Origin of the sequence: Micromonospora sp. WMMD737 (genome assembly GCF_049179055.1) — a bacterium.
GTDB classification, from domain to species: domain Bacteria; phylum Actinomycetota; class Actinomycetes; order Mycobacteriales; family Micromonosporaceae; genus Micromonospora; species Micromonospora reichwaldensis.
In genome coordinates, this window is sequence record NZ_JBMHMH010000001.1 from 7,088,023 (window position 1) to 7,110,754 (window position 22,732).

Sequence of the window (22,732 nt, forward strand, 5' to 3'; positions counted from 1 at the left end):
GTAGCAGACGATGGGGCTGAACGGCGGCGCCGGCGCCCGGGGGCGTGTTGTCATGCTGGTCGACAACGGGGTCAACGGTGACTCCCGGGTACAGAAGGCCGCCCGTTCGGCCGCCGACGCCGGCTGGGAGGTCGTCCTGCTCGGCCGCACAGCCGCCGGACGCGAACAGAGCTGGCACCTCGGCGACGCCGAGGTGCGCCTGCTGCCGATGCCCGAGCCGCTGGCCAAGCGCCGGCACGAGTTCCGCCGTGGCTGGCTGCGCTGGCCGCTGGCGTACCCGCCCACCGGGATCGCCGCGCACCGCAGCCAGGCGATGAAGGCCTGGCGGGCGGACCTGACCTTCCGGCGGGCCGCCCTGACGGTGGCCGCGCGCGCCGGTGGCGCCGGCCGTCCGTCACCGCTGCGGTGGCACGCGCTGCGCGCGGAGGAGCTGGTCGCCGGGGCGACCCGCCGCTGGGTCTCGTTCCGCCACTGGCAGCTCACCCGGTCCCGGCGCGGCCGCAAGAAGCTGGACGGGCCGCTGGACCGGGCGTACACCAGGTTCTGGCAGGCCGTGCAGGGCGACGGCGCCTGGCGGCGGCTGGAGCCGGGGCTGTGGGACTACGAGCTGGCCTACGGCCCGACGGTCGACGAACTGCGCCCGGACCTGATCCACGCCAACGACTTCCGCATGCTCGGCGTGGCCGCGCGGGCCAAGCTGCGGGCCGCCGCCAAGGGCCGGCGGGTCGCGGTCGTCTGGGACGCCCACGAGTACCTCCCCGGCGTGCAGGCGTGGCGCGACAACGTCCGGTGGCTGCCGGGCAACATGGCGCACGAGCGGGAGTTCGTGCCGTACGCGGACGCGGCGACGACCGTCTCCGGCGGGCTGGCCGACCTGTTGCAGCAGGAGCACGGCCTGGCCGAACGGCCCGAGGTCGTGCTCAACGCCCCCTCGCTGGCCGAGCTGCCCGGCCCCGGTGACGAGCCCGCGCCGGACATCCGCCAGCTCTGCGGGATCGGGCCCGACGTGCCGCTGCTGGTCTACAGCGGTGTCGCCGCCGCGCGGCGCGGCCTCGACGTCATGGTCGAGGCGCTGCCGCAACTGCCCGGGGCGCACGCCGCCTTCGTGGTCAACAAGCCCGACTCCGCGTACGTGAAGGGGTTGGTGGTGCGGGCGGGTGAGTTGGGGGTGGCCGAGCGGGTGCACGTGTTGTCGTACGTGCCGCATCATCAGGTGGTGCCGTTCTTGTCGGGGGCTTCGGTGGGGGTCATTCCGATTCATCATTGGCCGAATCATGAGATTGCGTTGATCACGAAGTTCTTCGAGTATTCGCATGCGCGGTTGCCGTTGGTGGTCAGTGATGTGCGGACGATGGCGGAGACGGTGCGGTCGACGGGGCAGGGTGAGGTGTTCCGGGCGGAGGATGTGGGGGACTTCGTGCGGGTGGTGCGTGCGGTGTTGGGGGATCCGGGGCGTTATCGGGAGGCGTACGAGCGTCCGGGGTTGTTGGAGTCGTGGACGTGGGAGGCGCAGGCGCGGGTGCTCGACGGTGTCTACTCCCGGCTGCTGCCCGCCGGTCGCGGTGCCGGCGGTGACGACACCACCCCGGGCGCCGAGCCGCCAGCCCTGCGGGTCGGCGCGTGACCACGCCCGACGTGACGGTGGTGACGGCCGTCTACAACACGATGCCGGACCTGACCCGGTGCCTGACCTCCCTGGTGGAGCAGACCATCGGGCTGGACCGGCTGGAGGTCGTCGCGGTCGACGACGGCTCCACCGACGGCAGCGGCGCCGAGCTGGACCGCTTCGCGGCGGCGTACCCGGGCACCGTGAAGGTGCTGCACCAGGCGAACTCGGGCGGCCCCGCCGCCCCCAGCAACCGCGCGCTGGAGCACGCCACCGGCCGCTACGTCCTGTTCATCGGCGCCGACGACCACCTCGGGCCGGAGGCGCTGGCCCGGATGGTCGCCGCGGCCGACGAGTGGGGCTCCGACGTGCTGCTCGGCCGGATGGTCGGGGTCAACGAACGCTACGTGCACCAGGCGATCTTCGAGAGCACCCGGGCCGAGGTGGACCTCTTCTCCTCCGCGCTGCCGTTCGCCCTGTCGAACACCAAGCTGTTCCGGCGCGACCTGATCGAGAAGTACGCGCTGCGCTACCCGGAGGACATGCCGGTCGGCAGCGACCAGCCGTTCACCCTGGAGGCGTGCCTGCGGGCCGGGCGCATCTCGGTGCTCGCCGACTACGACTACTACTACGCGGTCAAGCGGCTCAACGCCGGCAACATCACCTACCGCAGCAACCACCTCGCCCGGCTGCGCGGCGTCGAGCGCGTCGTCGAGGTGGTGGCGGAGCTGATCGAGCCCGGTGAGCGGCGCGACGCGGTGTTGTACCGGCACTTCACCTGGGAGATCGCCAAGCTGCTCCAGGACGACTTCCTGACGTTGGAGCCCGACGTCCAGGAGCAGGTCCGCGCGGGCGTGGCCAACCTGGCCCGCAAGCACCTCACGGACCCCATCCGGGACCGGCTGGGCGTCACCGCCCGGGTGCGCATCGGCGCCGCCTGGCTCGGGTCGCTCGCCGACCTGCGGGCCGTGATCAGGCAGGACGTCGAGGAGGGGCTGCCGCCCACGGTGGTGCAGGACGAGCGCTGGTACGCCCTGTACCCTGGCTTCGGCGACCCCCGATCCGCGCTGTCCGAGGAGTGGTTCGAGGTCAGCCGGTCCGACCCCAAGTGGCTCGCCCGGCTGGAGGCGGTCTCCGCGACCTGGTCCCCCGACCGGGGCGGGGAGAGGACGCTGACGGTCGCCGCGCGCAGCCCCTGGCCGGAGCTCGCCGAGCTCGCCGACGGCGGGCTCACCTTCAAGGTGGGTTCGGCCGCCGGCACGGTCACCGGCCTGACGGAGGACCCGCTGGGGACCACCGTCCGGGTCACGTTCCGGGCCGTCGACCTGCTCGCCGGCCTCCCGCAGGGAGGCCGGACCCGGACCGTCCGGGTCACCGCCGTGGCGGCCGGGGAGAGCGGTTCCACCCCGCTGCGCGGGCCACGTCCGCCGGTCCGGCAGCGGGTGCTCCACCGGCACGGCGGACAGCTGTACGTGTTCACCACGACCACGAACCACAAGGGCCACCTGGTGATCGCCGTCTCGCCGGTGACACTGCGCCGGGTGGTGGCCCGCCTGCGACGCAGGCTTCCACTAGGAGGAAAGTAGTTCCATGAACATCTGCGTCGTCGCGCTGGGGAAGATCGGTCTGCCGCTCGCCGTGCAGTTCGCCACGAAGGGCCACCGGGTGATCGGTGCCGACGTCTCCGAGCGGGTCGTCGGGCTGGTCAACGACGGGGCGGTGCCCTTCCCGGGCGAGACCGACCTGGACGTCAAGCTCAAGGAGACCGTCGCCGCCGGGCTGCTGAGCGCCACCACCGACACCGCCGCCGCGGTCGCCGAGTCCGAGGCGGTCGTGGTGGTCGTGCCGCTCTTCGTGGACGCCGAGGGCGTGCCGGACTTCGGCTGGATGGACGACGCGACCCGCGCCATCGCCGCCGGCCTCAAGCCCGGCACCCTGGTCAGCTACGAGACCACCCTGCCGGTCGGCACCACCCGTAACCGCTGGGCGCCGATGCTCGAGGAGGGCTCGGGGCTGACCGCGGGCAAGGACTTCCACCTGGTCTTCAGCCCCGAGCGGGTGCTCACCGGGCGGGTCTTCGCCGACCTGCGCCGCTACCCGAAGCTGGTCGGCGGCGTCGACGAGGCGTCGGCGGAGCACGGCGTGCGCTTCTACGAGGCGGTGCTGGACTTCGACGAGCGGCCCGACCTGGAGCAGCCCAACGGCGTCTGGGACCTCGGCTCCGCCGAGGCGTCCGAGCTGGCCAAGCTGGCCGAGACCACCTACCGGGACGTCAACATCGGGCTGGCCAACCAGTTCGCCCGCTTCGCCGACACCGTCGGCGTGGACGTCACCAAGGTCATCGCGGCGTGCAACACCCAGCCGTACAGCCACATCCACCAGCCGGGCATCGCGGTCGGCGGGCACTGCATCCCGATCTACCCCCGGATGTACCTGTGGAACGACCCGGCGGCCACCGTCGTCCGCTCGGCCCGCGAGGCCAACGCGGCCATGCCGGAGTACGCGGTGGACCTGCTCGCCGCCGCCTACGGCGACCTGACCGACGTCGGGGTGCTGGTGCTGGGCGCCGCCTACCGGGGCGGGGTCAAGGAGACCGCCTTCTCCGGTGTCTTCCCGACCGTGGACGCGCTGCGGCGGCGGGGTGCCCGGCCGTACGTCTCGGACCCGATGTACACCGCCGAGGAACTCACCGCGCACGGCCTGCCGCCGTACGACGGTGAGCCGCTCGGCGCGGCCGTCGTGCAGGCGGACCACGCGGAGTACCGCACCCTCAGCCCCGCCGACCTGCCCGGCGTGACCGTCCTGGTCGACGGCCGCCGGGTCACCGACCCGGCCCGCTGGGCCGGCGTGCGGCGGGTGGTCATCGGCGGCTGATCCGCCGTCGCGTCACGGGGCCCCGGTCGACAACGGCCGGGGCCCCGTCGCGTCGAGCGGGGTGCCGCCGTGGCCCGCTGGTGGGCCGCGCGACACCCCGGCAATACTCGAAGGACATGCCACGTTAAGGTCGCACCTGCCCGGATTCGCCGGTGATCGATAGGGGAGCGTGTCTTTGTTCAGCAAACTGCGCAGGCAGCCGGACGCCGGCCTCATCGGCACGCTACTGCTGTCGTACGCCGTCATGGTGCTGGCCGGGGCCCTCGGCTGGATGATCCCCCTCGCGGTCGCCGGCCTGGCCGTGGCCGCCGGTGAACTCACCCTGCTGCGCCGGCCGGCCGGTGGGGAACTGCTGGACAAGGCCGGGATCGGCAGCCTGTACCGGCACCTGGCCCGGGACCTGGCGGTCGTCCTGCTGATCGTGACGGCGGTCCGCCCCGGCCCGACGGCGCTGGTCCTGGTGCTGCTGCTGCCCGCGGCGCTGCTGGCGCTCGCCCTCGGCACGGGGGTGCTGGCGCGCCTCGGCGAGCGGGGCGCCGCCGCCGTCGCCTTCGTCCGCAACATCGAGGTCGGGCGGTCCTCCGGGGCGCCCCGGCCGCCGGCCTGGGCCGTCGCCGTCGAGGGCGACCGGCTGCCCCTGCTCAACCTGGCGCTGGTGCCGGCGGCCGTGGTCGCGGTGCTGGCCGACGACGTGGCACCGGTGGTGCTCACCGCGGCGGTCACCCTGGTGGCGGGGGCGCTGGTCGCCGCCGTGCTCGCGCTGACCTGGCTGCGTGGGCGCGGCCGGGCCACCTCGGCGCTGCCGGCGGTGCAGAGCTGGCTGGCCCGCGAGCAGCCGGACCTGGCGCTCTACTTCGCCGGCCCCGTCAAGGACGTCTACCAGGCCAACATGTGGCTGGCCCCGGTCGAGGCGACCGGCCGGCGGGCGGTGGTGCTGATGCGCCAGGAGGAGGCGTTCCGGGCGCTCGCCGACACCCGCCTGCCGGTGGTCTGCGTACCCGCCGGCACCGACTTCATGAACCTCGAACTGGGCAGCCTCCGGGCCGCCCTCTACGTGGCGAACGTCGGCGCGAACATCCACCTGCTGCGCGAGCCGGGCGTGAAGCACGTCTTCGTCGGCCACGGCGACAGCGACAAGCAGGCCAGCGTCAACCCCTACAGCAAGGTGTACGACGAGGTCTGGGTGGCCGGTCCGGCGGGGCGGGAACGCTACGCCCTCAGCGGCGTCGGCGTGCTCGACCGCGACATCGTCGAGATCGGCCGGCCGCAGCTGGCCGGCGTGCACACCTTCGGCTCGACGGCCACGCAGCGGCCGTTCACCGTGCTCTACGCCCCGACCTGGGAGGGCTGGCTGGAGGAGGAGGTCTACCACACCTCCGTGGTGCTGATGGGCGAGCGGATCGTCGCCGGGCTGCTGGCGACCCCCGGGGTGCGGGTGATCTACAAGCCGCACCCGCTCACCGGCAGCCGGTCGGCCAAGGCCCGGTCGGCCAACGACCGGATCGTCCGTCGGATCCGGGCCGCCGGCGGGCAGAGCGACGCGACCTCGCTCGCCGGCGACGCGCACCTCGTGGTCACCGGCCGGGCGCCGGGGCTGTTCGACTGCTTCAACCAGACCGACCTGCTGGTCAGCGACATCTCCAGCGTCGTCTCGGACTTCATGCAGAGCCAGCGGCCGTACGTCGTGGCGAACCCGGCCGGGCTGCCCGAGGACGAGTTCCGCCGCCGGTACCCCACCGCCCGGGCCGCGTACCTGCTCGGTGCGGACTGCGGGGAACTGCCGAAGATCGTCGCGGTGACCCGGGCCGGTGACGACCCGATGACCGAGGCGCGTCGGGAGCTGAAGACGTACCTGCTGGGCCCGGACGAGCCGAACGCGATGGACCGGTTCCGGGCGGAGATCGACCGGCTCTGCGGCTGACGCGTCGACGCGGGGGCGGTGTCCGGTGGTGCCGGTCACCGCCCCCGCGTCGTCCGTTCAGCCCCGCTGCGGCGGGTTCTCCACGTCCCGCGAGACGACCTCGCCGCGCTCGTCGACCCAGCCCTTCGGGCGCGCCGGGTTGCCGGCGACGAGCTGGTACGGCGCCACGTCCCGGGTCACCACGGACCCGGCCGCGATCATCGCGTACTCGCCGACCTCGATGCCGCAGACGAGGGTGGCGTTGGCGCCGATCGAGGCGCCCCGGCGGACCAGGGTCGGCGTGATCGTCCAGTCCGGATTCTGCGCCCGGGGCCGGAAGTCGTTGGTGAAGACCGCGCACGGGCCGACGAAGACCTCGTCCTCGATGGTGACGCCCTGGTACACCGAGACGTTGTTCTGGATCTTGACCAGGTCGCCGACCGTCACGCCGGCGTCGACGTACACGTTGCGGCCGATGACGCAGCCGGCGCCGACCTGCGCCGAGGACCGGATGTGGGCAAGGTGCCAGACCTTCGTGCCGTCGCCGACGCGGGCACCCTCCTCGACGTCGGCCGTCGGGTGGACGAAGACGGAGGGGGGCAGGGAACTGCTGTCAGTCATCCTTCAACTCGCATGGCTCGGGGCGCGGCGTCGCGCCGTCGGTGATCCGCGTCGGCGTACGCCGGGCGGGCGTCGATCGCGCGGACCGGTTCTGCCACACCCGCCCCGGGACGCGCGGGCGAGGCCGGGGGAGCGGACTCGGCGTAGCATAGCGACCCGTCAGGCGAGCAGCGCCGCCACCGCGTCGGCGACCGGCAGGTCCGCCGGCAGCGCGTCGGCGGCCACCACGGCGGGCACCGGCAGCGGGCCGTACAGGTGCGGGAAGAGCGCCCCGTCGCGCGACGGCTCCCAGCGCAGCGCGTCGCCCAGCCGGTCCGGGTCCACCGTCAGCAGGGTCAGCCCGGTGGCGCCCGCGAAGTACCGCCGGGCCGTACCGACCACCTGGTCGGCGCCGGAGAGGTGGATGAACCCGGACTGCCGGTCCAGCGCCGTACCGTCCAGGTGGCCGGCGGCCAGCGCGTCGTCCCACTCGGTGGTGGTGAGGAGCTTGTAGATCACCCCGGCAGCCTACGCGCGGCCGGTCGCCCCGGCGGCCGTCCCGGTTTCCCGGTACCGCCCCGGTGCCCGCCGCCGCCGGGCATGCTCGGGGCAGCGGGTCGCGGAGGGATGGCGATGGAGAGCTACGACGAGGACTGGACCGACAGCCAGCGGGCGCTGTACGACGAGTGCCACCGGGCCGGCGGCGAGTGGGCCGGCGACCCGGACACCCCGACCGAGGACGTGCAGCACGTGATCAACCTCGGCCAGGCGGACGACGACACCCTCCCGGACGCCGAGATCGACTATCCGCCCCTGGTCGACGCGGTCACCCAGGCCACCGGCGAGATCGTCACCAGCGTGCCCGCCAGCCACGACGACCCCGGCTTCCGGGGCTTCGTCGACGGGGTCCGCGACGCCACGGCCGACGAGGTCTTCGGTCTCTGACCTGCCGGTCGAGCACCACCGGCGCCCCGGCGCCGGCGCGCCGACGGGGCTGGTGCCGGGTCGGCGCGGGACCGGGCCTCCCGTCGCGGGCGTACTTCTGCCACCATTCGGGGTCGACGGACCGACGAATGGGGGCCCCGGGTGCGCATCCTGCTGGTCGAGGACGACCGCCGGGTGGCCGCCGCGCTCTCCTCCGCCCTCACCCGCCGGGGGTACGAGGTGGAGCACGCCGCGACCGTCGCCGCGGCCCTCTGCGCGGCCCCCTGCGACCTGGTGCTGCTGGACCTGACCCTGCCCGACGGGGACGGCACCGACCTGTGCCGGGAGCTGCGGCGGCGCAGCAGCCAGCTCGGCATCATCGCGGTGACCGCCCGGGGCGAGGAACGGGACCGGGTGCTCGGCCTTCGGCTCGGCGCGGACGACTACGTGGTCAAGCCCTTCTCCATGACCGAACTCCAGGCGCGCATCGAGGCGGTGCTGCGCCGCGCGGCGCACGCAGTGCCGGAACGCAACCTGATCGAGGTGGGGCCCGTACGCGTCGACGTGGCCGCCCGGACGGTCACCGTCGGGGGCCGGCCGGTGGCGCTGACCCGCAAGGAGTTCGACGTCCTGCTCTCCCTGGCCCGGCAGCCCGGCGTGGCGGTGGCCCGGGAACGGATCCTGCTCGACGCCTGGGGCTCGACCTGGGGCGACGGGCACACGGTCGAGGTGCACGTCGGCTCGCTGCGTGGCAAGCTGGGCGACCCCGGCCTGGTGGAGACCGTACGCGGGGTCGGCTACCGCCTGCGCGGCGAGTGAGGGGACGCCGTGCGACGTCGGCTGGTGATCAGCTATCTGCTGTTGATGGTGCTGGTGCTGATCGCGTTGGAGACCCCGCTGGCGGTCACCCTGGCCAACCGGGAGACCGACCGGGTACGCGCGGACCGGCTCGCCGACGCCACCCGGTTCGCCTCGTTGGCCGGCCCGGCGCTGCGGGGCGGCACCCCCGGCCCGCTCGCCAACGAGCTGCGCAGCTACGACGCCCTGTACGACATCGGCGCGGCGGTGGTCGACCGGGAGCGTCGGACGGTGGCGGCCTCCGGGAGCTGGCGGATGGCCCCGGGTTCCCGCGAGGCGTTGGACATGGCGCTCTCCGGCCAGCAGGCCAGCGGGCCGGACTCGGTCTGGCCGTGGGTCGACGGGCCGATCGTCGTGGCGGTGCCGATCAACGACGGTGGCGAGGTGCTCGGGGCGGTGGTCATCACCACCCCCGCCGATCCGGTCCGGCGGGCCGTGACCGTCTGGTGGCTGGCGCTGGCCGGAACGGGCCTGCTCGCCGTGCTGGCCTGCGTGCTGACCGCGTTCGGGCTGGCCGGTTGGGTGTTGCGCCCGGTCACCGAGCTGGACGCGGTCACCCATGAGATCGCCGAGGGGGACCGTGGCGCGCGGGTGCAGCACCGGCTCGGCCCGCCGGAGCTGCGTCGCCTGGCGACCAGCTTCAACCACATGGCCGACGTCGTCTCCGACGTGATGGACCGGCAGCGGGCCTTCGTCGCCCACGCCAGCCACCAGCTGCGCAATCCGCTGACCGCGCTGCGGCTGCGGGTGGAGGAGCTGGGCCCGAGCCTCACCGACGCGGACGGGCGTGCCGAGCACCAACTGGCCCTGGAGGAGACCGACCGGCTGGCCCTCGTGCTGGACGCGCTGCTGACCCTGGCCCGCGCCGAGCGGCGGGAGAACCAGCGGGTCACCGTCGACGCGGCGGCCGTCGCCGCGTCCCGGGTGGCCGCCTGGGAGCCGCTCGCCCGGCACCACCGCATCACCCTCCGGCTGGTGGCCGGGGACGCCCCGGCGTACGCGCGGACCGTGCCGACCGCCATCGACCAGGCCCTGGACGCGCTGATCGACAACGCGGTCAAGTTCAGCGACGCCGGTGGCGAGGTGACGGTGACCGTCCGGCACGACGGCGACGGCACCGCCCTGGAGGTCCGCGACACCGGGCCGGGCATGACGGCCAGCCAGCTCGGGCAGGCGACCGAGCGGTTCTGGCGGGCCCCGGAGGTGCAGAACATCGACGGGGCCGGGCTGGGCCTCACCATCGTCGCCGTGCTGGTCGACGCCTCGGACGGGCGGCTCACCATGCGCGGGGGCGAGCCGCGCGGCCTGGTCGCCGGCCTCTGGTTCCCCGCCCCCGCCGCCCCCGCCGACGCTGGCCCCGCCGCCCTCGCCCGCGCCGACGCCGCCCCCACCCTCGCCGACGCCGCCGCTAACCCCGCTGACGTGCCGTAGGGCGGGCCTGGCGGCGGGCGCGAGGGTGCCGCGGGGTCAGGGCTTGGCGGCGCGGTACCAGTCGGCCGCGCCGGGGTGCAGCGGCAGGGGGGCGGTGGCGATTGCCGAGCGGGGGCTCATCCGCCCGGCGGCCGGATGCGCGGCGGCCAACTCCTGGCGGCGTTCCATCAGCAGCCGGGTCACCTCCCGGATCAGCGGCGTCGGCAGGTCGGCCCGGACGATCAGGAAGTTCGGGTTGGCCACCGTGGTCACCGGGTCGGTGCCGTACACCGAGCGGGGGATGTCCCGGGAGACGTAGACCTCCGGGTTGCTCTCGCGCAGCGGCCCGGTCCACTCGCCGAGGTCGACGATCCGGGTCGCGCTGTCGTCCGTGAGCTGCTCCAGCGCCCTGACCGGCAGCCCGCCCGAGAAGAAGAACGCGTCGATCGTGCCGGCCCGCAACGCCGCGACCGAGTCGTCGAGGCCGAGGTGCTCCTGGCGTACCCGGTCACCACCGAGGCGGGCCACCTCCAGCAGCCGGACGGCGGTGATCTCGGTGCCGGAGCCGGGCGCGCCCACGGACACCCGCCGCCCGCGCAGGTCGCTCAGGGTGCGGACGGGACCGCCGGCGGTGGTGACCAGGTGCAGCAGATCGTCGTAGACCCGGGCGACCGCGACCACGGACGGGTGCGTCGCCGGTGCCGCCGGCAGCACGTCGGCCTGGGTGAAACCCAGCTCGGCCTCGCCGGAGCCGACCAGCCGGACGTTCTCCGCCGAGGCGGCGGTCACCACCACGCTGGCCCGGACGTCCGGCAGCTCCCGGTTGAGCACGGCGGCCAGGGACTGCCCGAAGGCGTGGTAGACCGCCGTCGGGCTGCCGGTCGCGATCCGGATCCGTACCGGTGGCTCGGGATCGTCCTGGCAGCCGGCGACGCCGGGCATCGCCACCACCAGCAGCAGCGCCAGCAGCGCCGGCGGGCGGACACGGCGCGGGCGGACACGGCGGAACCCGGTGCGACTCACGCGCTGCACTCTGCGCCGTGCGGGCCGTCGCCGCAACCCGCCGCCCACCGACCGGGCTAGGAACCCGGCGGCGGGTCGGTGACGATGGTCAGCTCGCTGCGGTACGCGCCCGGTCCGCAGCGCCGCCGGACGTGCTCATCCGGCAATCAGGACCGCACGCGCAGGTGGGCGGGATCCAGCGCGGTGCTGTGCAGGATCCGCTGACGGTCCGGGCCGTCGGCGACACAGACCAGGTAACAGCCGGTGCCGGGGCGCAGCAGCGCCGGAACGTCCAGCAGGGCGGCCCCGCGTACCAGGATGGCGGCCAGTTCCCGGTCGGTGATCCGGACGCCGAGGATGTGCCGGCGGACGTGCCGCCCACCGGCGAGCAGGGCGGCCCGCCAGGCGGCGGCGGCCAGCCGGGGCCGCCACGCCCGCCGTACGGTCGACGCGCCCGGGACCGGCCCGCCCAGCAGCTCGCGCCGGCCCTGCCGCCAACCGGCCTCCAGCGTCCTCGCGTACGCCGGCCGGTGCTGGTGCGGCACGGAGAGCCGGTGCAGCTCGAAGCGGCGGCGCAGGCCGCCCACGGTCACCTCGTGCTCGATGGGGACGTCCAGCCGGTGCAGGAGCTGACGCATGCGGTGCGCCGCCTCCTCCCGGTTGAACTCCACCGACGGGGGCCGGTGCTCCGCCGTTGGCCGGCGGGTGCCGACGACGGCCGGCGGGGGCGTGCAGCGCAGCAGACAGGCGGCCTCGAACGCGTCGGCCAGGGTGGACCAGTCCAACGGCGGCGGCGTCGAGGGCAGGCGCGGCCGATCGAGCAGGATCTGTTCGGGAGCCAACGTGGGCACTCCTTGTCGGCGTCGGGGTCCCTCTACCGTGGTCGCTCGACGCCGCCGGGGAAACCGATCGGCCCCAGCCTTGAGGAAATCTTGCGGCTGTCCTACAGCTCCGTGACGATCACGTCGACCTGGCGTGGCCGACCGGGCGGGGCGGGCTGCTCCAGCACCGGATGCTTCAGGTCGCGCAGCGCGGTCAGCAGCCCGCCGACGGTACGCGGCCGGGCGCCCGCGGTCAGCAGGTCCCGGACCAGCCGGCCCTTGGTCGCCTTGTTGAAGTGGCTCACCACCGACCGGACGGGCACGCCGTCGACCTCCCGCTCGTGCAGCACCCGGACGGTCACCGTACGGTCGGCCACCTCGCCGCGCGGCGCCCAGGTGGTCGCGTACGCGCCGGAGCGCAGGTCGAGCACCGGCCCGTCGCCGGCCGCCGCGGCCATCGCCGGCGCGAGCGCCCGCCGCCAGTACGCCGACAGCGCGCCGAGCCCCGGCAGCCGCGCCCCGATCGGGCACCGGTAGGGCGGGATCCGGTCGGTGAGGCGTACCGCGCCCCAGAGCCCCGAGCTGATCAGCACCGACCGGCGGGCGGCCCGCTGCGCGGTCGCCGGCAGCGAGGCGAGATCGAGCGCCTCGTAGAGCACCCCGGTGTAGACGCGGCCGGCGGGCGCGGTGGCCGCCACCCGCAGCCGGGCGTTGCGGCGCAACTCGCCGCGCTGGCCCTCGCTGATCCCCAGCGCCGCCAGGGCCGCCCCCTCGTCGCCGTCGGCGCTGAGCGCCACCAGCGCCGTCAGCACCTCCTCCCGGGCGCCGGTCAGCTCCGGCAGGGAGAGCCCGGCGAGGTCGAGCCGCCGGCCGGTGTCGGCGTCGGCCTTCCCCTCGGAGGGCGGCAGCAGGATGAGCATCGGTGACTCCTCGGCTCGGCGCGGCGTCCGCGCGCCGGTCCAGCCAGCGTACGGGCCGGCCCTACCGCCACGGCCGCACCGGCGTCCGGGGGTGGTACACGCGATACCCGCCCACGTCGGCAACCAGCGCGGCGTCGGCCCGGTCGCCCAGCAGCCGGCGCAGCCGCCGCTCCGCCGCCGAGCCGGCCTCCAGCACGTACCCGGGCCGGTCGGCCCGCCCCACCTGCCGCCAGTACGCGGGATAGCGGTTCTGCCCGGGGGTGAGGTCGCCGTCGAGCACCGCGCACACCACCGCCTCGGCCGTGTTGAAGATCAGCCGGTTGCAGGTCCAGTAGTCCCCGTACACCTCGCGGGGGCCGCCAGCGCGGAGCGTGTCGGCCAGCTCGCGGGCCTGCCGCTCCTCGGTCCGGGACGCCCCGGTGCCGGTGGCCGCGAACAGCACGGTCACCACCAGCGTGGTCGCGGCCAGCGCGGCGAGCACGGCGGTGGCCAGCGCGCCGGCCAGGCGGCCGAACGCGCCGACCGTGCCCCGCCAGCAGGCGACCGCCGCCACCCAGAGCGGCCAGAGCACCGCCGGCAGGGAGAGCTGGAGCACCGACAGGTAGCGGGCGTTGTCCAGGGGGCTGGTGGCCGCGAGGGGGCTGCGCACGTACGACAGCAGGGTCAGCGCCGCGCCGACGACCAGCGCGAGGTGCACCACCGGGCCGACCCGCTCGCCGCGCGGGGCGCCCGCGGCCCGGCGGTACGCGAGGACGGCGAGCGCGGCGGCGACCGCCAGCAGCACGGGGTAGAGCAGCCCGAACCAGCCCTGCCAGCGGGCGCAGCCGTCCACCGGACAGAGGCCGGCGGCCAGCGGCACCCCCTCCAGCAGCCCGCCGTCGAGGCGCCGCGACCACGGCGGCGTCGGCCCCGCCTTGGTGCTGATCTCGCGGAACACCGACAGCGAGTCCTCGCCGGGCGGGGCGAGCAGGTTGTCCCGGATCATCGGCGCGATCCCGACGGCGAACCCGGCCAGCAGCAGCGCCCCGGCCCAACCGAGCAGCTCCCGGCGGGCCACCCACGCCAGCACCAGCGCGGCCACCGCCAGGTAGGGCAGGATCAGCCAGTCCGACCAGACGGACACCCCGGCGAGCAGACCGAAGAGCCCGACGGCCAGCCGGCGGTGCCGCACCGTTCCCCGGGCGAGTCCCACCGCGATCAGCAGCATTAGCAGCACCGCGACCTTGACCTCCGGGCGGCCGCCGACCGCGGTCAGCTGGTCCCGGACGACCCGTTCCCCGCCCAGCGCCAGCAGGCCGACGATCCCGGTGGCGAACCAGGGCGAGCCGATCCGCCGGGTCAGCCGGTGGATCAGCCAGAGGAAGAGGGCGTAGAGCAGCAGCAGCGGCAGGCGCAGCAGCGGCCACCCCGGCCCGGCCACCGCGATCAGCGGCGCGGCCAGGTACGACTCCAGCACCCCCATGTAACGCTGCCCGTAGAGGAAGACCGGCAGCTCGCGGCCCTGAGCGATGTGCAGCGCGGCCAGCCCGAACGTCGCCTCGTCGCTGTTGGACACGGGCACCGTGTGCAGGGTCAGGACCAGCCGGTAGCCGACCCCGGCGAGCCCGAACAGCAGCGCCACGAGCGCCGGCCGGTCGAGCTGCGGGCGCCACCGCCCACGCTTGCGCACTGGTTGCGACACGACCAACGCCCCCGTCGTCGTCCCGACCGGAGTGTTTCACGCCGTCGGGCCCGGCCGGGGCGGATCGGCGCAGCGCGGACGATCCGCCGGACCACGGCGGGCACGACGTCGGGCCTCCCGGCGGCCGGGGAAGGCGTCGGGCCCTCCGCCGGCCGGGGGAAGATCGCCTCGCGTGGCCGAGGTGGCCGGGTTGTGGCAGGGTTGCTGGCGTGCCACCCACTGCCGCCGGCCAGTTGGCCGTACCGAACCTGCACCGGGCCGCGCGGATCGAGGACGCCGTGCACTCGCTGGTCGAGCGCCGGCTGCGGCGCACCGGCTGGCGGACGAACGTCATCGCGTACACCGGCTACGGCGCGCCCGGCTGGGTGCGGGTGATGTGCCGGGTGCTGCTGGGCCGGCCGGACACCCGCCAGCGCGGCCGGCTGGAGAAGGTGCGCGGGTGGCGCAGCTTCACCACGCTGCCGGCCAAGCACGTCACGGTCACCATCGAGGCCGGCGGGGAACGGCACGAGGCGCGGGCCGACCGCAGCGGGTTCGTCGACGCCGTGGTCGAGGCGGACCTGCCGCCCGGCTGGGGCTCGGTGCGGATCAGTCTGCCGGACGCCGAGCCGGTGGAGGCGCCGGTGCGCATCCTCGACCCGGAGGTGCGCTTCGGCATCCTCTCCGACATCGACGACACGGTCATGGTCACCGCGCTGCCCCGGCCGCTGCTCGCCGCCTGGAACACGTTCGTCCTCGACGAGCACGCCCGCAACGCCGTGCCCGGCATGGCGGTGCTCTACGAGCGGTTGGTCACCGCGCACCCGGGCGCCCCGGTCTTCTACCTCTCCACGGGCGCCTGGAACGTGGCGCCGACGCTGACCCGGTTCCTGTCCCGGCACCTCTACCCGGCCGGGCCGCTGCTGCTGACCGACTGGGGACCGACCGCCGACCGCTGGTTCCGCAGCGGGCGGGAGCACAAGCGGGTCACCCTGGCCCGGCTGGCCAAGGAGTTCCCCGAGGTCAAGTGGCTGCTGGTTGGCGACGACGGGCAGCACGACCCGGAGATCTATCGCGAGTTCGCCGCCGCCCACCCGGAGAACGTGGCCGGTGTGGGCATCCGCCGGCTCTCGCCCACACAGGCGGTGCTGGCCGGTAGCCTGCCCACCCCGGCCGGCGAGTCGTCGGCGGGGCCCGTGGGGCAGAAGTGGCTCTCCGCGCCCGACGGCGCCGGCCTGTGGAAGCTGCTGCGCGACGCCGGCCTCGTCTGACGCCGCCGCTGCCGGCAGGCGGTGGCTGCGGGTGGCTACGGCTGCCGGCGGCTGCGGGCGGCTGCGGGCGGCTGCGGGCAAACGGGTGGCGGGGGAGCCTGCTTCGCTCGGAGCGCCCTACTTCGCCCGGAGCGGCGCGCCCTCGGGGGGAAGCGTTCCTTGGCGGCCGTCACAGCGAAGAACGTTACGCAGAGTGGTCGAATCCTCCTTCCGGCTACTTCCGCTCCGCTCGCTTTGCTCTGCAGCCATATCGGCACCAGGCACGCTGCGTTAGTGGCGCGTATATGGCTGCAGAGCAAAGTGCGCGCGGAGGCATTGAGGTTTCCCTGGCGGAATGAGCGAAGTGCCCTGTAGCGCCCGTTTCTGGTGTCGGGTTGGGAGTTCTTACCTTTCCGCAGGGCAAGTGCCGATTACGCGGGGTGAGAATCGGGGCTCTTTGGCTGGATGGTCACGCACCGTGGTCGGCGCGTCATCGGGTTCTCTCGTCCGGCCCCGGGGCGAGGTTCGCGGGGCGAAAAATTGTGAAGGATACTTGCGCAACAAGCCGGCAACATTGAACATCTTTTTCGTGCGTAGAGATTATGGTCGATACCTGTCCGGGCTTGCGCTGGTGGCGGCGCTGGCGCTCGGCGTGGCCCTCCCCACGGCCGCCCCCGCCGCCCCGCCCGCCGAGCCGGGGACCGCGTCGGATACCGTCCCCGTCGCCGCCCAGGCGGCCTGCGTGACCGACCCCGCCATTCCGAAGCGGCAGCTGCGCGGCATGTGGATCGCCAGCGTGGCCAACATCGACTGGCCCAGCCGCACCGGGCTCACCCCCGCCGCCCAGCAGGCGGAGTACCGGGGCTGGCTCGATCTGGCCACGCAGCGGCGGATGAACGCCGTCGTCGTGCAGATCCGCCCCGCCGCCGACGCGTTCTGGCCGTCGACGTACGAGCCGTGGTCGCAGTGGCTCACCGGCACCCAGGGCGGCAACCCCGGCTACGACCCGCTGGCCTTCATGGTGGCCGAGGCGCACGCCCGCAACCTGGAGTTCCACGCCTGGTTCAACCCGTACCGGGTGGCGAACCACACCGACCTGACCAAGCTGGCGGCCAGCCACCCGGCCCGCAAGAACCCGGGCTGGACCGTCACCTACGGCGGACACATCTACTACAACCCCGGCATTCCCGCCGTCCGCGCCTTCGTGCAGGACGCGATGATGGACGCCGTCAAGCGCTACGACATCGACGCGGTGCACTGGGACGACTACTTCTACCCGTACCCGGTCAGCGGGGTGGCCTTCCCCGACCAGGCCACCTACGCCCAGTACGGCGCCGGTTTCAGCACCATCGGCGACTGGCGGCGCAACAACGTCAACCTGCTGGTCCGGGAGATGCGTGACAAGATCCGGGCGGCCAAGCCGTGGGTGAAGCTCGGCGTCAGCCCGTTCGGCATCTGGCGCAACGCCGGCACCGACCCGCTCGGCTCGCGTACCACGGGCCTCCAGTCGTACGACGCGATCTACGCCGACACCCGGCGCTGGGTGCGGCAGGGGTGGGTCGACTACATCGCCCCGCAGATCTACTGGCACATCGGCCACCCGGCGGCCGACTACGCGGAGCTGGTCCGCTGGTGGTCCGAGACCGTGACCGGCACCGACGTGCAGCTGCTCGTCGGGCAGGCCACCTACCGCGCCGGCGCGTCCGGGCAGGACGCCGCCTGGCAGGACCCGGCCGAGCTGACCGACCACCTCACGCTGAACCGCAGCTACCCGAGGATCGTCGGCGACATCCACTTCAGCGCCAAGGACGTCCGCGCGGACCGCATCGGCGCCGTCTCCCGGACGGCGACCGACCACTACCGCCGGCCCGCGCTGGCGCCGGCCGGGGTGGGCGGCGCCGCGCCCGCCGCTCCGAACCTCACCTCGGCGGTACGCGGCACCGGCGGCGTGACCCTCACCTGGCAGCGCGGCGCCACCGGCAGCACCGCCGCGTACGCGGTGTACCGGCTGCCCGGCGACGGCGCGGTCGACGCCTGCGACCTGGCCGACGCCCGCAACCTGCTCGGCACGGTCCGTGCCTCGGGCGGCACCGGGACGTTCACCGACGCCACCGCCGCGGCCGGCTCGACGTACCGCTACCTGGTGACGGCGCTGGACAGGCTGCACCACGAGAGCGTTGCCAGCAACGCGCGGGTGGTCACCGGCACGGGCGGTACGTTCAGCGTGATCGTGGACAACGCCACGGCCGGCGGCTTCACGGCCGCCACCACCTGGGGCACGTCGTCGTACCTCCCGGCGCGCTACGGGGCCAACTACCGGTTCGCCAACCCGCAGGCGGTCAGCGACCCGGCCTGGTTCACCGCGACGCTGCCCGCAGCCGGCTCGTACCGGGTCGAGGTCTGGTACCCGGCCGACCCCGGCTACAACAGCGCCACCCCGCACCTGGTGGCGACGGCGAACGGGAACGTCACCGCCACCGTCGACCAGCGCAGCGGCGGCGGACAGTGGCGCGTGCTCGGCACCTACGACCTCGCCGCCGGCACGCGCCAGGTCGTCGGGGTCAGCCGCTGGACCAGCACCCAGGGGTACGTCGTCGCCGACGCGGTGCGAATCACCCGCCTCTGAGCCCGCTCGTTCCCCGGGGCGCCCTGACGTCCCGGGGAACGACCCGGTCAGTCGCGGCGCAGCCAGAGCACGCCGAGCGGGGGCACCCGCAGCGCCGCCGAGGCGGGCAGCCCGTGCCACGGCACGTCCTCGGCGTGCACGGCGCCCAGGTTGCCGACCCCCGAGCCGCCGTAGTGGTGGGCGTCGGTGTTGAGCACCTCCGCCCACGTGCCGCCGGCCGGCAGTCCGATCCGGTAGTCCTCCAGCGGCAGGGCGGAGAAGTTCGCCACGCAGACCAGGGTCGCGCCGTCGGGGGCGATCCGGACGAACGAGACGGTGTTGTTGGCGACGTCGTCGCCGGCGATCCAGCGGAAGCCGGCCGGCTCGGTGTCCTGCGCCCACAGCGCGGGGGTGTCCCGGTAGACGCGGTTCAGGTCGCCGACGAGCCGCTGCACCCCGGCGCGGGCCGGGTCGTGCAGCAGGTACCAGTCGAGGCCCCGCTCCTCGCTCCACTCCCGGTCGTCGGCCAGCTCGCAGCCCATGAAGAGCAGCTGCTTGCCGGGGTGCGCCCACATGTACGCCAGCAGCGCGCGTACGTTGGCCAGGCGCTGCCAGGTGTCGCCGGGCATCTTGCCGGCCAGGGAGCCCTTGCCGTGCACCACCTCGTCGTGGCTGATCGGCAGCACGTAGTTCTCGCTCCAGGCGTACGCCAGGGAGAACGTGAGCTGATGGTGGTGGTGCTGCCGGTGGACGGGGTCCTTCGACGTGTAGAGCAGGGTGTCGTGCATCCAGCCCATGTTCCACTTGAAGCCGAAGCCGAGCCCGCCGTCGGCCGTGGCGCGGGTGACCCCCGGCCAGGCGGTGGACTCCTCGGCGATCATCGTCACCCCGGCGTGGTGCTTGTAGACCGTCGCGTTGACCTCCTGCATGAACGCGATGGCCTCCAGGTTCTCCCGGCCGCCGTGCCGGTTGGGCAGCCACTGCCCCTCCTGGCGGGAGTAGTCCAGGTAGAGCATCGAGGCGACCGCGTCCACCCGCAGCCCGTCGACGTGGAACTGGTCGCACCAGTAGAGCGCGTTGGCGACCAGGAAGTTGCGCACCTCCGGGCGGCCGAAGTCGAAGACGTACGTGCCCCAGTCGGGGTGCTCGCCCCGGCGCGGGTCGGGGTGCTCGTAGAGGGCGGTGCCGTCGAAGCGGCCGAGGGCCCACTCGTCCTTGGGGAAGTGCGCCGGCACCCAGTCCAGGATGACGCCGACGCCAGCGGCGTGCAGCGCGTCCACGAGGTGCCGGAACTCGTCGGGGTCGCCGAAGCGGGACGTCGGCGCGTAGTAGCCGGTGACCTGGTAGCCCCAGGAGCCGCCGAACGGGTGCTCCATCACGGGCAGCAACTCCACGTGCGTGAAGCCCAGCTCCGTGACGTACGCGGTCAGCTGCTCGGCCAGCTCCCGGTAACTGAGCCCGGGGCGCCACGAGCCGAGGTGCACCTCGTAGACGCTCATCGGCTCCTGGTGCGGCTGCCGTCGGGCCCGCCGCGCCAGCCAGTCGGCGTCGCCCCACTCGTACGTCGAGTGGTGCACCACCGACGCGGTGGCCGGCGGCACCTCCGCGTACGCCGCCATGGGGTCGGCCTTGTCCCGCCACTGCCCGTCGGCGCCCAGGATCCGGTACTTGTAGCGGGCCCCGGCCCCGACGCCCGGGACGAACAGCTCCCACACCCCGCTGCCGCCGAGCGAGCGCATCGGCCAGCCGTCGTCCGGCGCCCAGCCCGCGAAGTCCCCGACCACCCGCACCCCGCGCGCGTTCGGCGCCCAGACGGTGAACGCCACGCCCTCGTCGAAGACCCGCGCGCCGAGCGCCTCCCAGAGCCGCTCGTGCCGGCCCTCGCCGATCAGGTGCAGGTCCAGCTCGCCCAGGGTGGGCGGATAGCGGTACGGGTCGTCGTGGGTCCGGCCGTCGACCTCGACGCGGTAGTCGAGCACCTCGCCCGCGACCTCCGCCTCGAAGACGCCGACGTCGTGCACCCGCCGCATCCGGTGCCGCTCGCCGTCGACGACGAGGGCGACGTCGGCGGCGTCCCGGCGCAGCGTCCGGACGACCGTGCGCCCGTCGGCCGGGTGCGCGCCGAGGACGGCGTGCGGGTCGTGCGTGGCGCCGGCGATCAACTGGTCCATCGGGCGTCGTCCTTCTGGGCGGAAGTGGTGGGGGCGGTGCCGCCCGAGAGGTCGTCGGGGACGTCTTCGACGGTCAGGTCCGGCGCCGCCTGCGCCGGCGCGGGGCCGGCACCGGGCGCGGGTCGCCGCACCGTCAGCACGTGCGCCGGTTGCAGGTACGGGTCGAGGCGCACGGCGTTGCGCTGCCCCCAGTCGTAGCTGGCGCCGGTCAGCTCGTCGCGCACCGTGAACCGGTCGTGCCAGTCGAGGCCGAGCGCGGGCATGTCCAGCGTGGTGTTGCCCCACTGCACCTCACGCGAGTCGAACGAGCAGACCACGAGCACGGTGTTGCCCGTGTCCGGGTCGTGCTTGGACCAGCAGAGCAGCGCCGGGTTGTCGATGTCGTGGAAGACCAGGTTGCGCAGCTGGTGCAGGGCCGGGTTCTCCCGGCGTACGCGGTTGAGCACCGCGATGAACGGCGCGAGGGAGCGGCCCTGCGCCTGCGCGCCGGACCAGTCCCGGGGGCGCAGCTCGTACTTCTCGTTGTCGAGGTACTCCTCCGCGCCGGGGCGGGCGACGTGCTCGAACAGCTCGTAGCCGGCGTACATGCCCCAGGAGGGGGAGAGCAGTGCGGCCAGCACCGCCCGGATCTTGAACATCGGCGGGCCGCCGTGCTGCAACGACTCGTGCAGGATGTCCGGCGTGTTCGGCCAGAAGTTGGGCCGCATGTAGTCGGCCGCCTCGACCAGCTCCTCGCAGTACGCCCGCATCTCCGCCGCCGACGTGCGCCAGGTGAAGTACGTGTACGACTGGGTGAAGCCGATCTTGCCCAGCCCGTGCATGATCGCCGGCCGAGTGAACGCCTCGGCGAGGAAGAGCACGTCCGGGTCGACCTTCTTCACCTCGGCGATCAGCCAGTGCCAGAAGTCGAACGGCTTGGTGTGCGGGTTGTCCACCCGGAAGATCCGGATGCCCTCGCCGACCCAGTGCAGCACCACCCGCAGGACCTCGGCCCGGATGCCCTCCGGATCGTTGTCGAAGTTGACGGGGTAGATGTCCTGGTACTTCTTCGGCGGGTTCTCCGCGTACGCGATGCTGCCGTCGGCCCGGGTGGTGAACCACTCCGGGTGCTCGGTCACCCACGGGTGGTCCGGCGCGCACTGCAACGCCAGGTCCATCGCCACCTCCAGGCCCTGCTCGGCGGCGGCGGCGACGAAGTCGCGGAAGTCCTCCGGCGTACCCAGGTCGGGGTGGATGGTGTCGTGGCCGCCCTCGGCGGCGCCGATGGCCCACGGCGAGCCGACGTCGTCCGGCCCGGCGGTCAGCGAGTTGTTGGGGCCCTTGCGGTTGACCCGGCCGATCGGGTGGATCGGCGGCAGGTAGAGCACGTCGAAGCCCATCGCCGCGACGCCGGGCAGGCGCTCGACGGCGGTGGCGAACGTGCCGGAGCGCGCCGGCGCGTCGACCGTCGCCGGGATGGCGCCCTCCGAACGGGGGAAGAACTCGTACCAGGCGGAGAAGAGCGCCCGCCTGCGGTCCACCCACAGCCGGTGCTCCGCGCCGGTGGTGACCAGCTCCCGGACCGGGTGCTCCCAGAGCAGGTCGGCCAGCTCCAGCGCGGGGGCGACCCGCCGGGGCAGCTCCCTGTCGGCGTCGTCCAGCGCCGCCACCGCCGCGCGGACCCGCCCCGCGTCGTCGGCCGGCACCAGCTCCACGGCCGCGGTCAGCACCCGGGCGCCCTCGGCGAGGTCGTTGGCCAGGTCCGCCGGCCCCTGACCAGCGGCGATCTTCTTGGTGACCGCGTTCTGCCAGGTCAGGTACGGGTCCTGGAACGCCTCGACGGTGAAGGTCCACTCGCCGACCGCGTCGGGGCGGATCACCGCGTGCCAGCGGTCCTGCCCGGGCTCGCCGGGGCGCATCCGGGTGAACGGTCGGGTCCGCCCGTCGGGACCGCGCCAGACCACGTTGCAGCCGAGCGCGTCGTGCCCCTCCCGGTAGGCGCGGGCCGACACCGGCACCGGCTCGTCGACCACCGCCTTGGCCGGGTAACGACCGCAGGAGACGACGGGGGAGACGTCTTCGATCGGGAACCGTCCAGTCACCGGTTCAACCTACTGCGCGAGATCCTTTCGCGCGCGGCCAAGCGTCCCCT

At 74.1% G+C, this 22,732-nt stretch carries 17 protein-coding genes; 9 read left to right on the plus strand and 8 right to left on the minus strand.

Annotated elements, in window-relative coordinates:
- Positions 1-52 precede the first annotated feature (52 nt).
- The 4 genes from ACN27A_RS31380 to ACN27A_RS31395 all read left to right on the plus strand — a co-directional run bounded on the left by ACN27A_RS31380 (position 53) and on the right by ACN27A_RS31395 (position 6,401).
- On the plus strand, positions 53-1,624 hold the full coding sequence (locus ACN27A_RS31380; protein WP_421458693.1) for a glycosyltransferase family 4 protein: 1,572 nt from the start codon (positions 53-55) through the stop codon (positions 1,622-1,624).
- Entirely contained in the window at positions 1,621-3,192 is a 1,572-nt protein-coding gene (locus ACN27A_RS31385; RefSeq protein WP_421458080.1) for a glycosyltransferase family 2 protein, read from the plus strand. Before ACN27A_RS31380 ends, ACN27A_RS31385 begins: the two co-directional genes overlap by 4 nt.
- Positions 3,193-3,196: 4 nt before the next feature.
- Complete coding sequence (locus ACN27A_RS31390; protein WP_421458081.1) at positions 3,197-4,480, plus strand: nucleotide sugar dehydrogenase; 1,284 nt, start codon at positions 3,197-3,199, stop codon at positions 4,478-4,480.
- A gap of 175 nt (positions 4,481-4,655) precedes the next feature.
- Positions 4,656-6,401, plus strand: coding sequence for a CDP-glycerol glycerophosphotransferase family protein (locus ACN27A_RS31395; protein WP_421458082.1), 1,746 nt, complete (start codon positions 4,656-4,658; stop codon positions 6,399-6,401).
- Between the two features lie 57 nt (positions 6,402-6,458).
- Here ACN27A_RS31395 and ACN27A_RS31400 read toward each other — a convergent pair whose 3' ends face one another.
- Positions 6,459-7,001, minus strand: a complete 543-nt coding sequence (locus tag ACN27A_RS31400) for an acyltransferase (protein WP_151454371.1) — start codon at positions 6,999-7,001, stop codon at positions 6,459-6,461.
- A 159-nt stretch (positions 7,002-7,160) separates the two neighbouring features.
- Positions 7,161-7,499 carry a DUF952 domain-containing protein gene (locus ACN27A_RS31405; RefSeq protein WP_311412825.1) on the minus strand — a complete coding sequence of 113 codons (339 nt, stop codon included), beginning with the start codon at positions 7,497-7,499 and terminating at the stop codon, positions 7,161-7,163.
- Positions 7,500-7,613: 114 nt separating this feature from the next.
- Here ACN27A_RS31405 and ACN27A_RS31410 point away from each other — a divergent pair, with 114 nt between their 5' ends.
- The 3 genes from ACN27A_RS31410 to ACN27A_RS31420 all read left to right on the plus strand — a co-directional run bounded on the left by ACN27A_RS31410 (position 7,614) and on the right by ACN27A_RS31420 (position 10,193).
- A complete protein-coding gene (locus ACN27A_RS31410) occupies positions 7,614-7,925 on the plus strand; it encodes a hypothetical protein (protein WP_311412826.1) in 312 nt (103 codons plus the stop codon).
- 141 nt (positions 7,926-8,066) lie between these two features.
- Positions 8,067-8,723: a response regulator transcription factor gene (locus ACN27A_RS31415; protein ID WP_132235788.1), complete on the plus strand. Its 657-nt coding sequence runs from the start codon at positions 8,067-8,069 to the stop codon at positions 8,721-8,723.
- 9 nt (positions 8,724-8,732) lie between these two features.
- Entirely contained in the window at positions 8,733-10,193 is a 1,461-nt protein-coding gene (locus ACN27A_RS31420; protein WP_421458083.1) for an ATP-binding protein, read from the plus strand.
- Between the two features lie 36 nt (positions 10,194-10,229).
- Here the strand turns inward: ACN27A_RS31420 and ACN27A_RS31425 are convergent, their stop codons facing one another.
- The 4 genes from ACN27A_RS31425 to ACN27A_RS31440 form a co-directional block, all read right to left on the minus strand.
- Complete coding sequence (locus tag ACN27A_RS31425; RefSeq protein WP_421458084.1) at positions 10,230-11,204, minus strand: TAXI family TRAP transporter solute-binding subunit; 975 nt, start codon at positions 11,202-11,204, stop codon at positions 10,230-10,232.
- Between the two features lie 137 nt (positions 11,205-11,341).
- The gene (locus ACN27A_RS31430; protein ID WP_421458085.1) at positions 11,342-12,016 is read right to left on the minus strand and encodes a hypothetical protein; all 675 of its coding nucleotides are present in this window, start codon (positions 12,014-12,016) and stop codon (positions 11,342-11,344) included.
- A 101-nt stretch (positions 12,017-12,117) separates the two neighbouring features.
- Positions 12,118-12,915, minus strand: a complete 798-nt coding sequence (gene yaaA / locus ACN27A_RS31435; protein ID WP_421458086.1) for a peroxide stress protein YaaA — start codon at positions 12,913-12,915, stop codon at positions 12,118-12,120.
- Between the two features lie 61 nt (positions 12,916-12,976).
- Positions 12,977-14,596, minus strand: a complete 1,620-nt coding sequence (locus ACN27A_RS31440; protein ID WP_421458087.1) for a hypothetical protein — start codon at positions 14,594-14,596, stop codon at positions 12,977-12,979.
- 209 nt (positions 14,597-14,805) lie between these two features.
- Between ACN27A_RS31440 and ACN27A_RS31445 the strand changes: the two genes are divergently transcribed.
- A complete protein-coding gene (locus ACN27A_RS31445) occupies positions 14,806-15,846 on the plus strand; it encodes an App1 family protein (RefSeq protein ID WP_421458088.1) in 1,041 nt (346 codons plus the stop codon).
- Positions 15,847-16,414: 568 nt separating this feature from the next.
- Positions 16,415-18,451, plus strand: coding sequence for a family 10 glycosylhydrolase (locus ACN27A_RS31450; protein WP_421458089.1), 2,037 nt, complete (start codon positions 16,415-16,417; stop codon positions 18,449-18,451).
- Positions 18,452-18,498: 47 nt separating this feature from the next.
- Here the strand turns inward: ACN27A_RS31450 and glgB are convergent, their stop codons facing one another.
- Both glgB and ACN27A_RS31460 read right to left on the minus strand, forming a co-directional pair.
- Complete coding sequence (gene glgB / locus ACN27A_RS31455) at positions 18,499-20,601, minus strand: 1,4-alpha-glucan branching protein GlgB (RefSeq protein ID WP_421458090.1); 2,103 nt, start codon at positions 20,599-20,601, stop codon at positions 18,499-18,501.
- Positions 20,589-22,682 (minus strand): maltotransferase domain-containing protein, encoded by a 2,094-nt coding sequence (locus ACN27A_RS31460; protein ID WP_421458091.1) that lies wholly within the window; start codon positions 22,680-22,682, stop codon positions 20,589-20,591. Before ACN27A_RS31460 ends, glgB begins: the two co-directional genes overlap by 13 nt.
- Between the last annotated feature and the right edge of the window lie 50 nt (positions 22,683-22,732).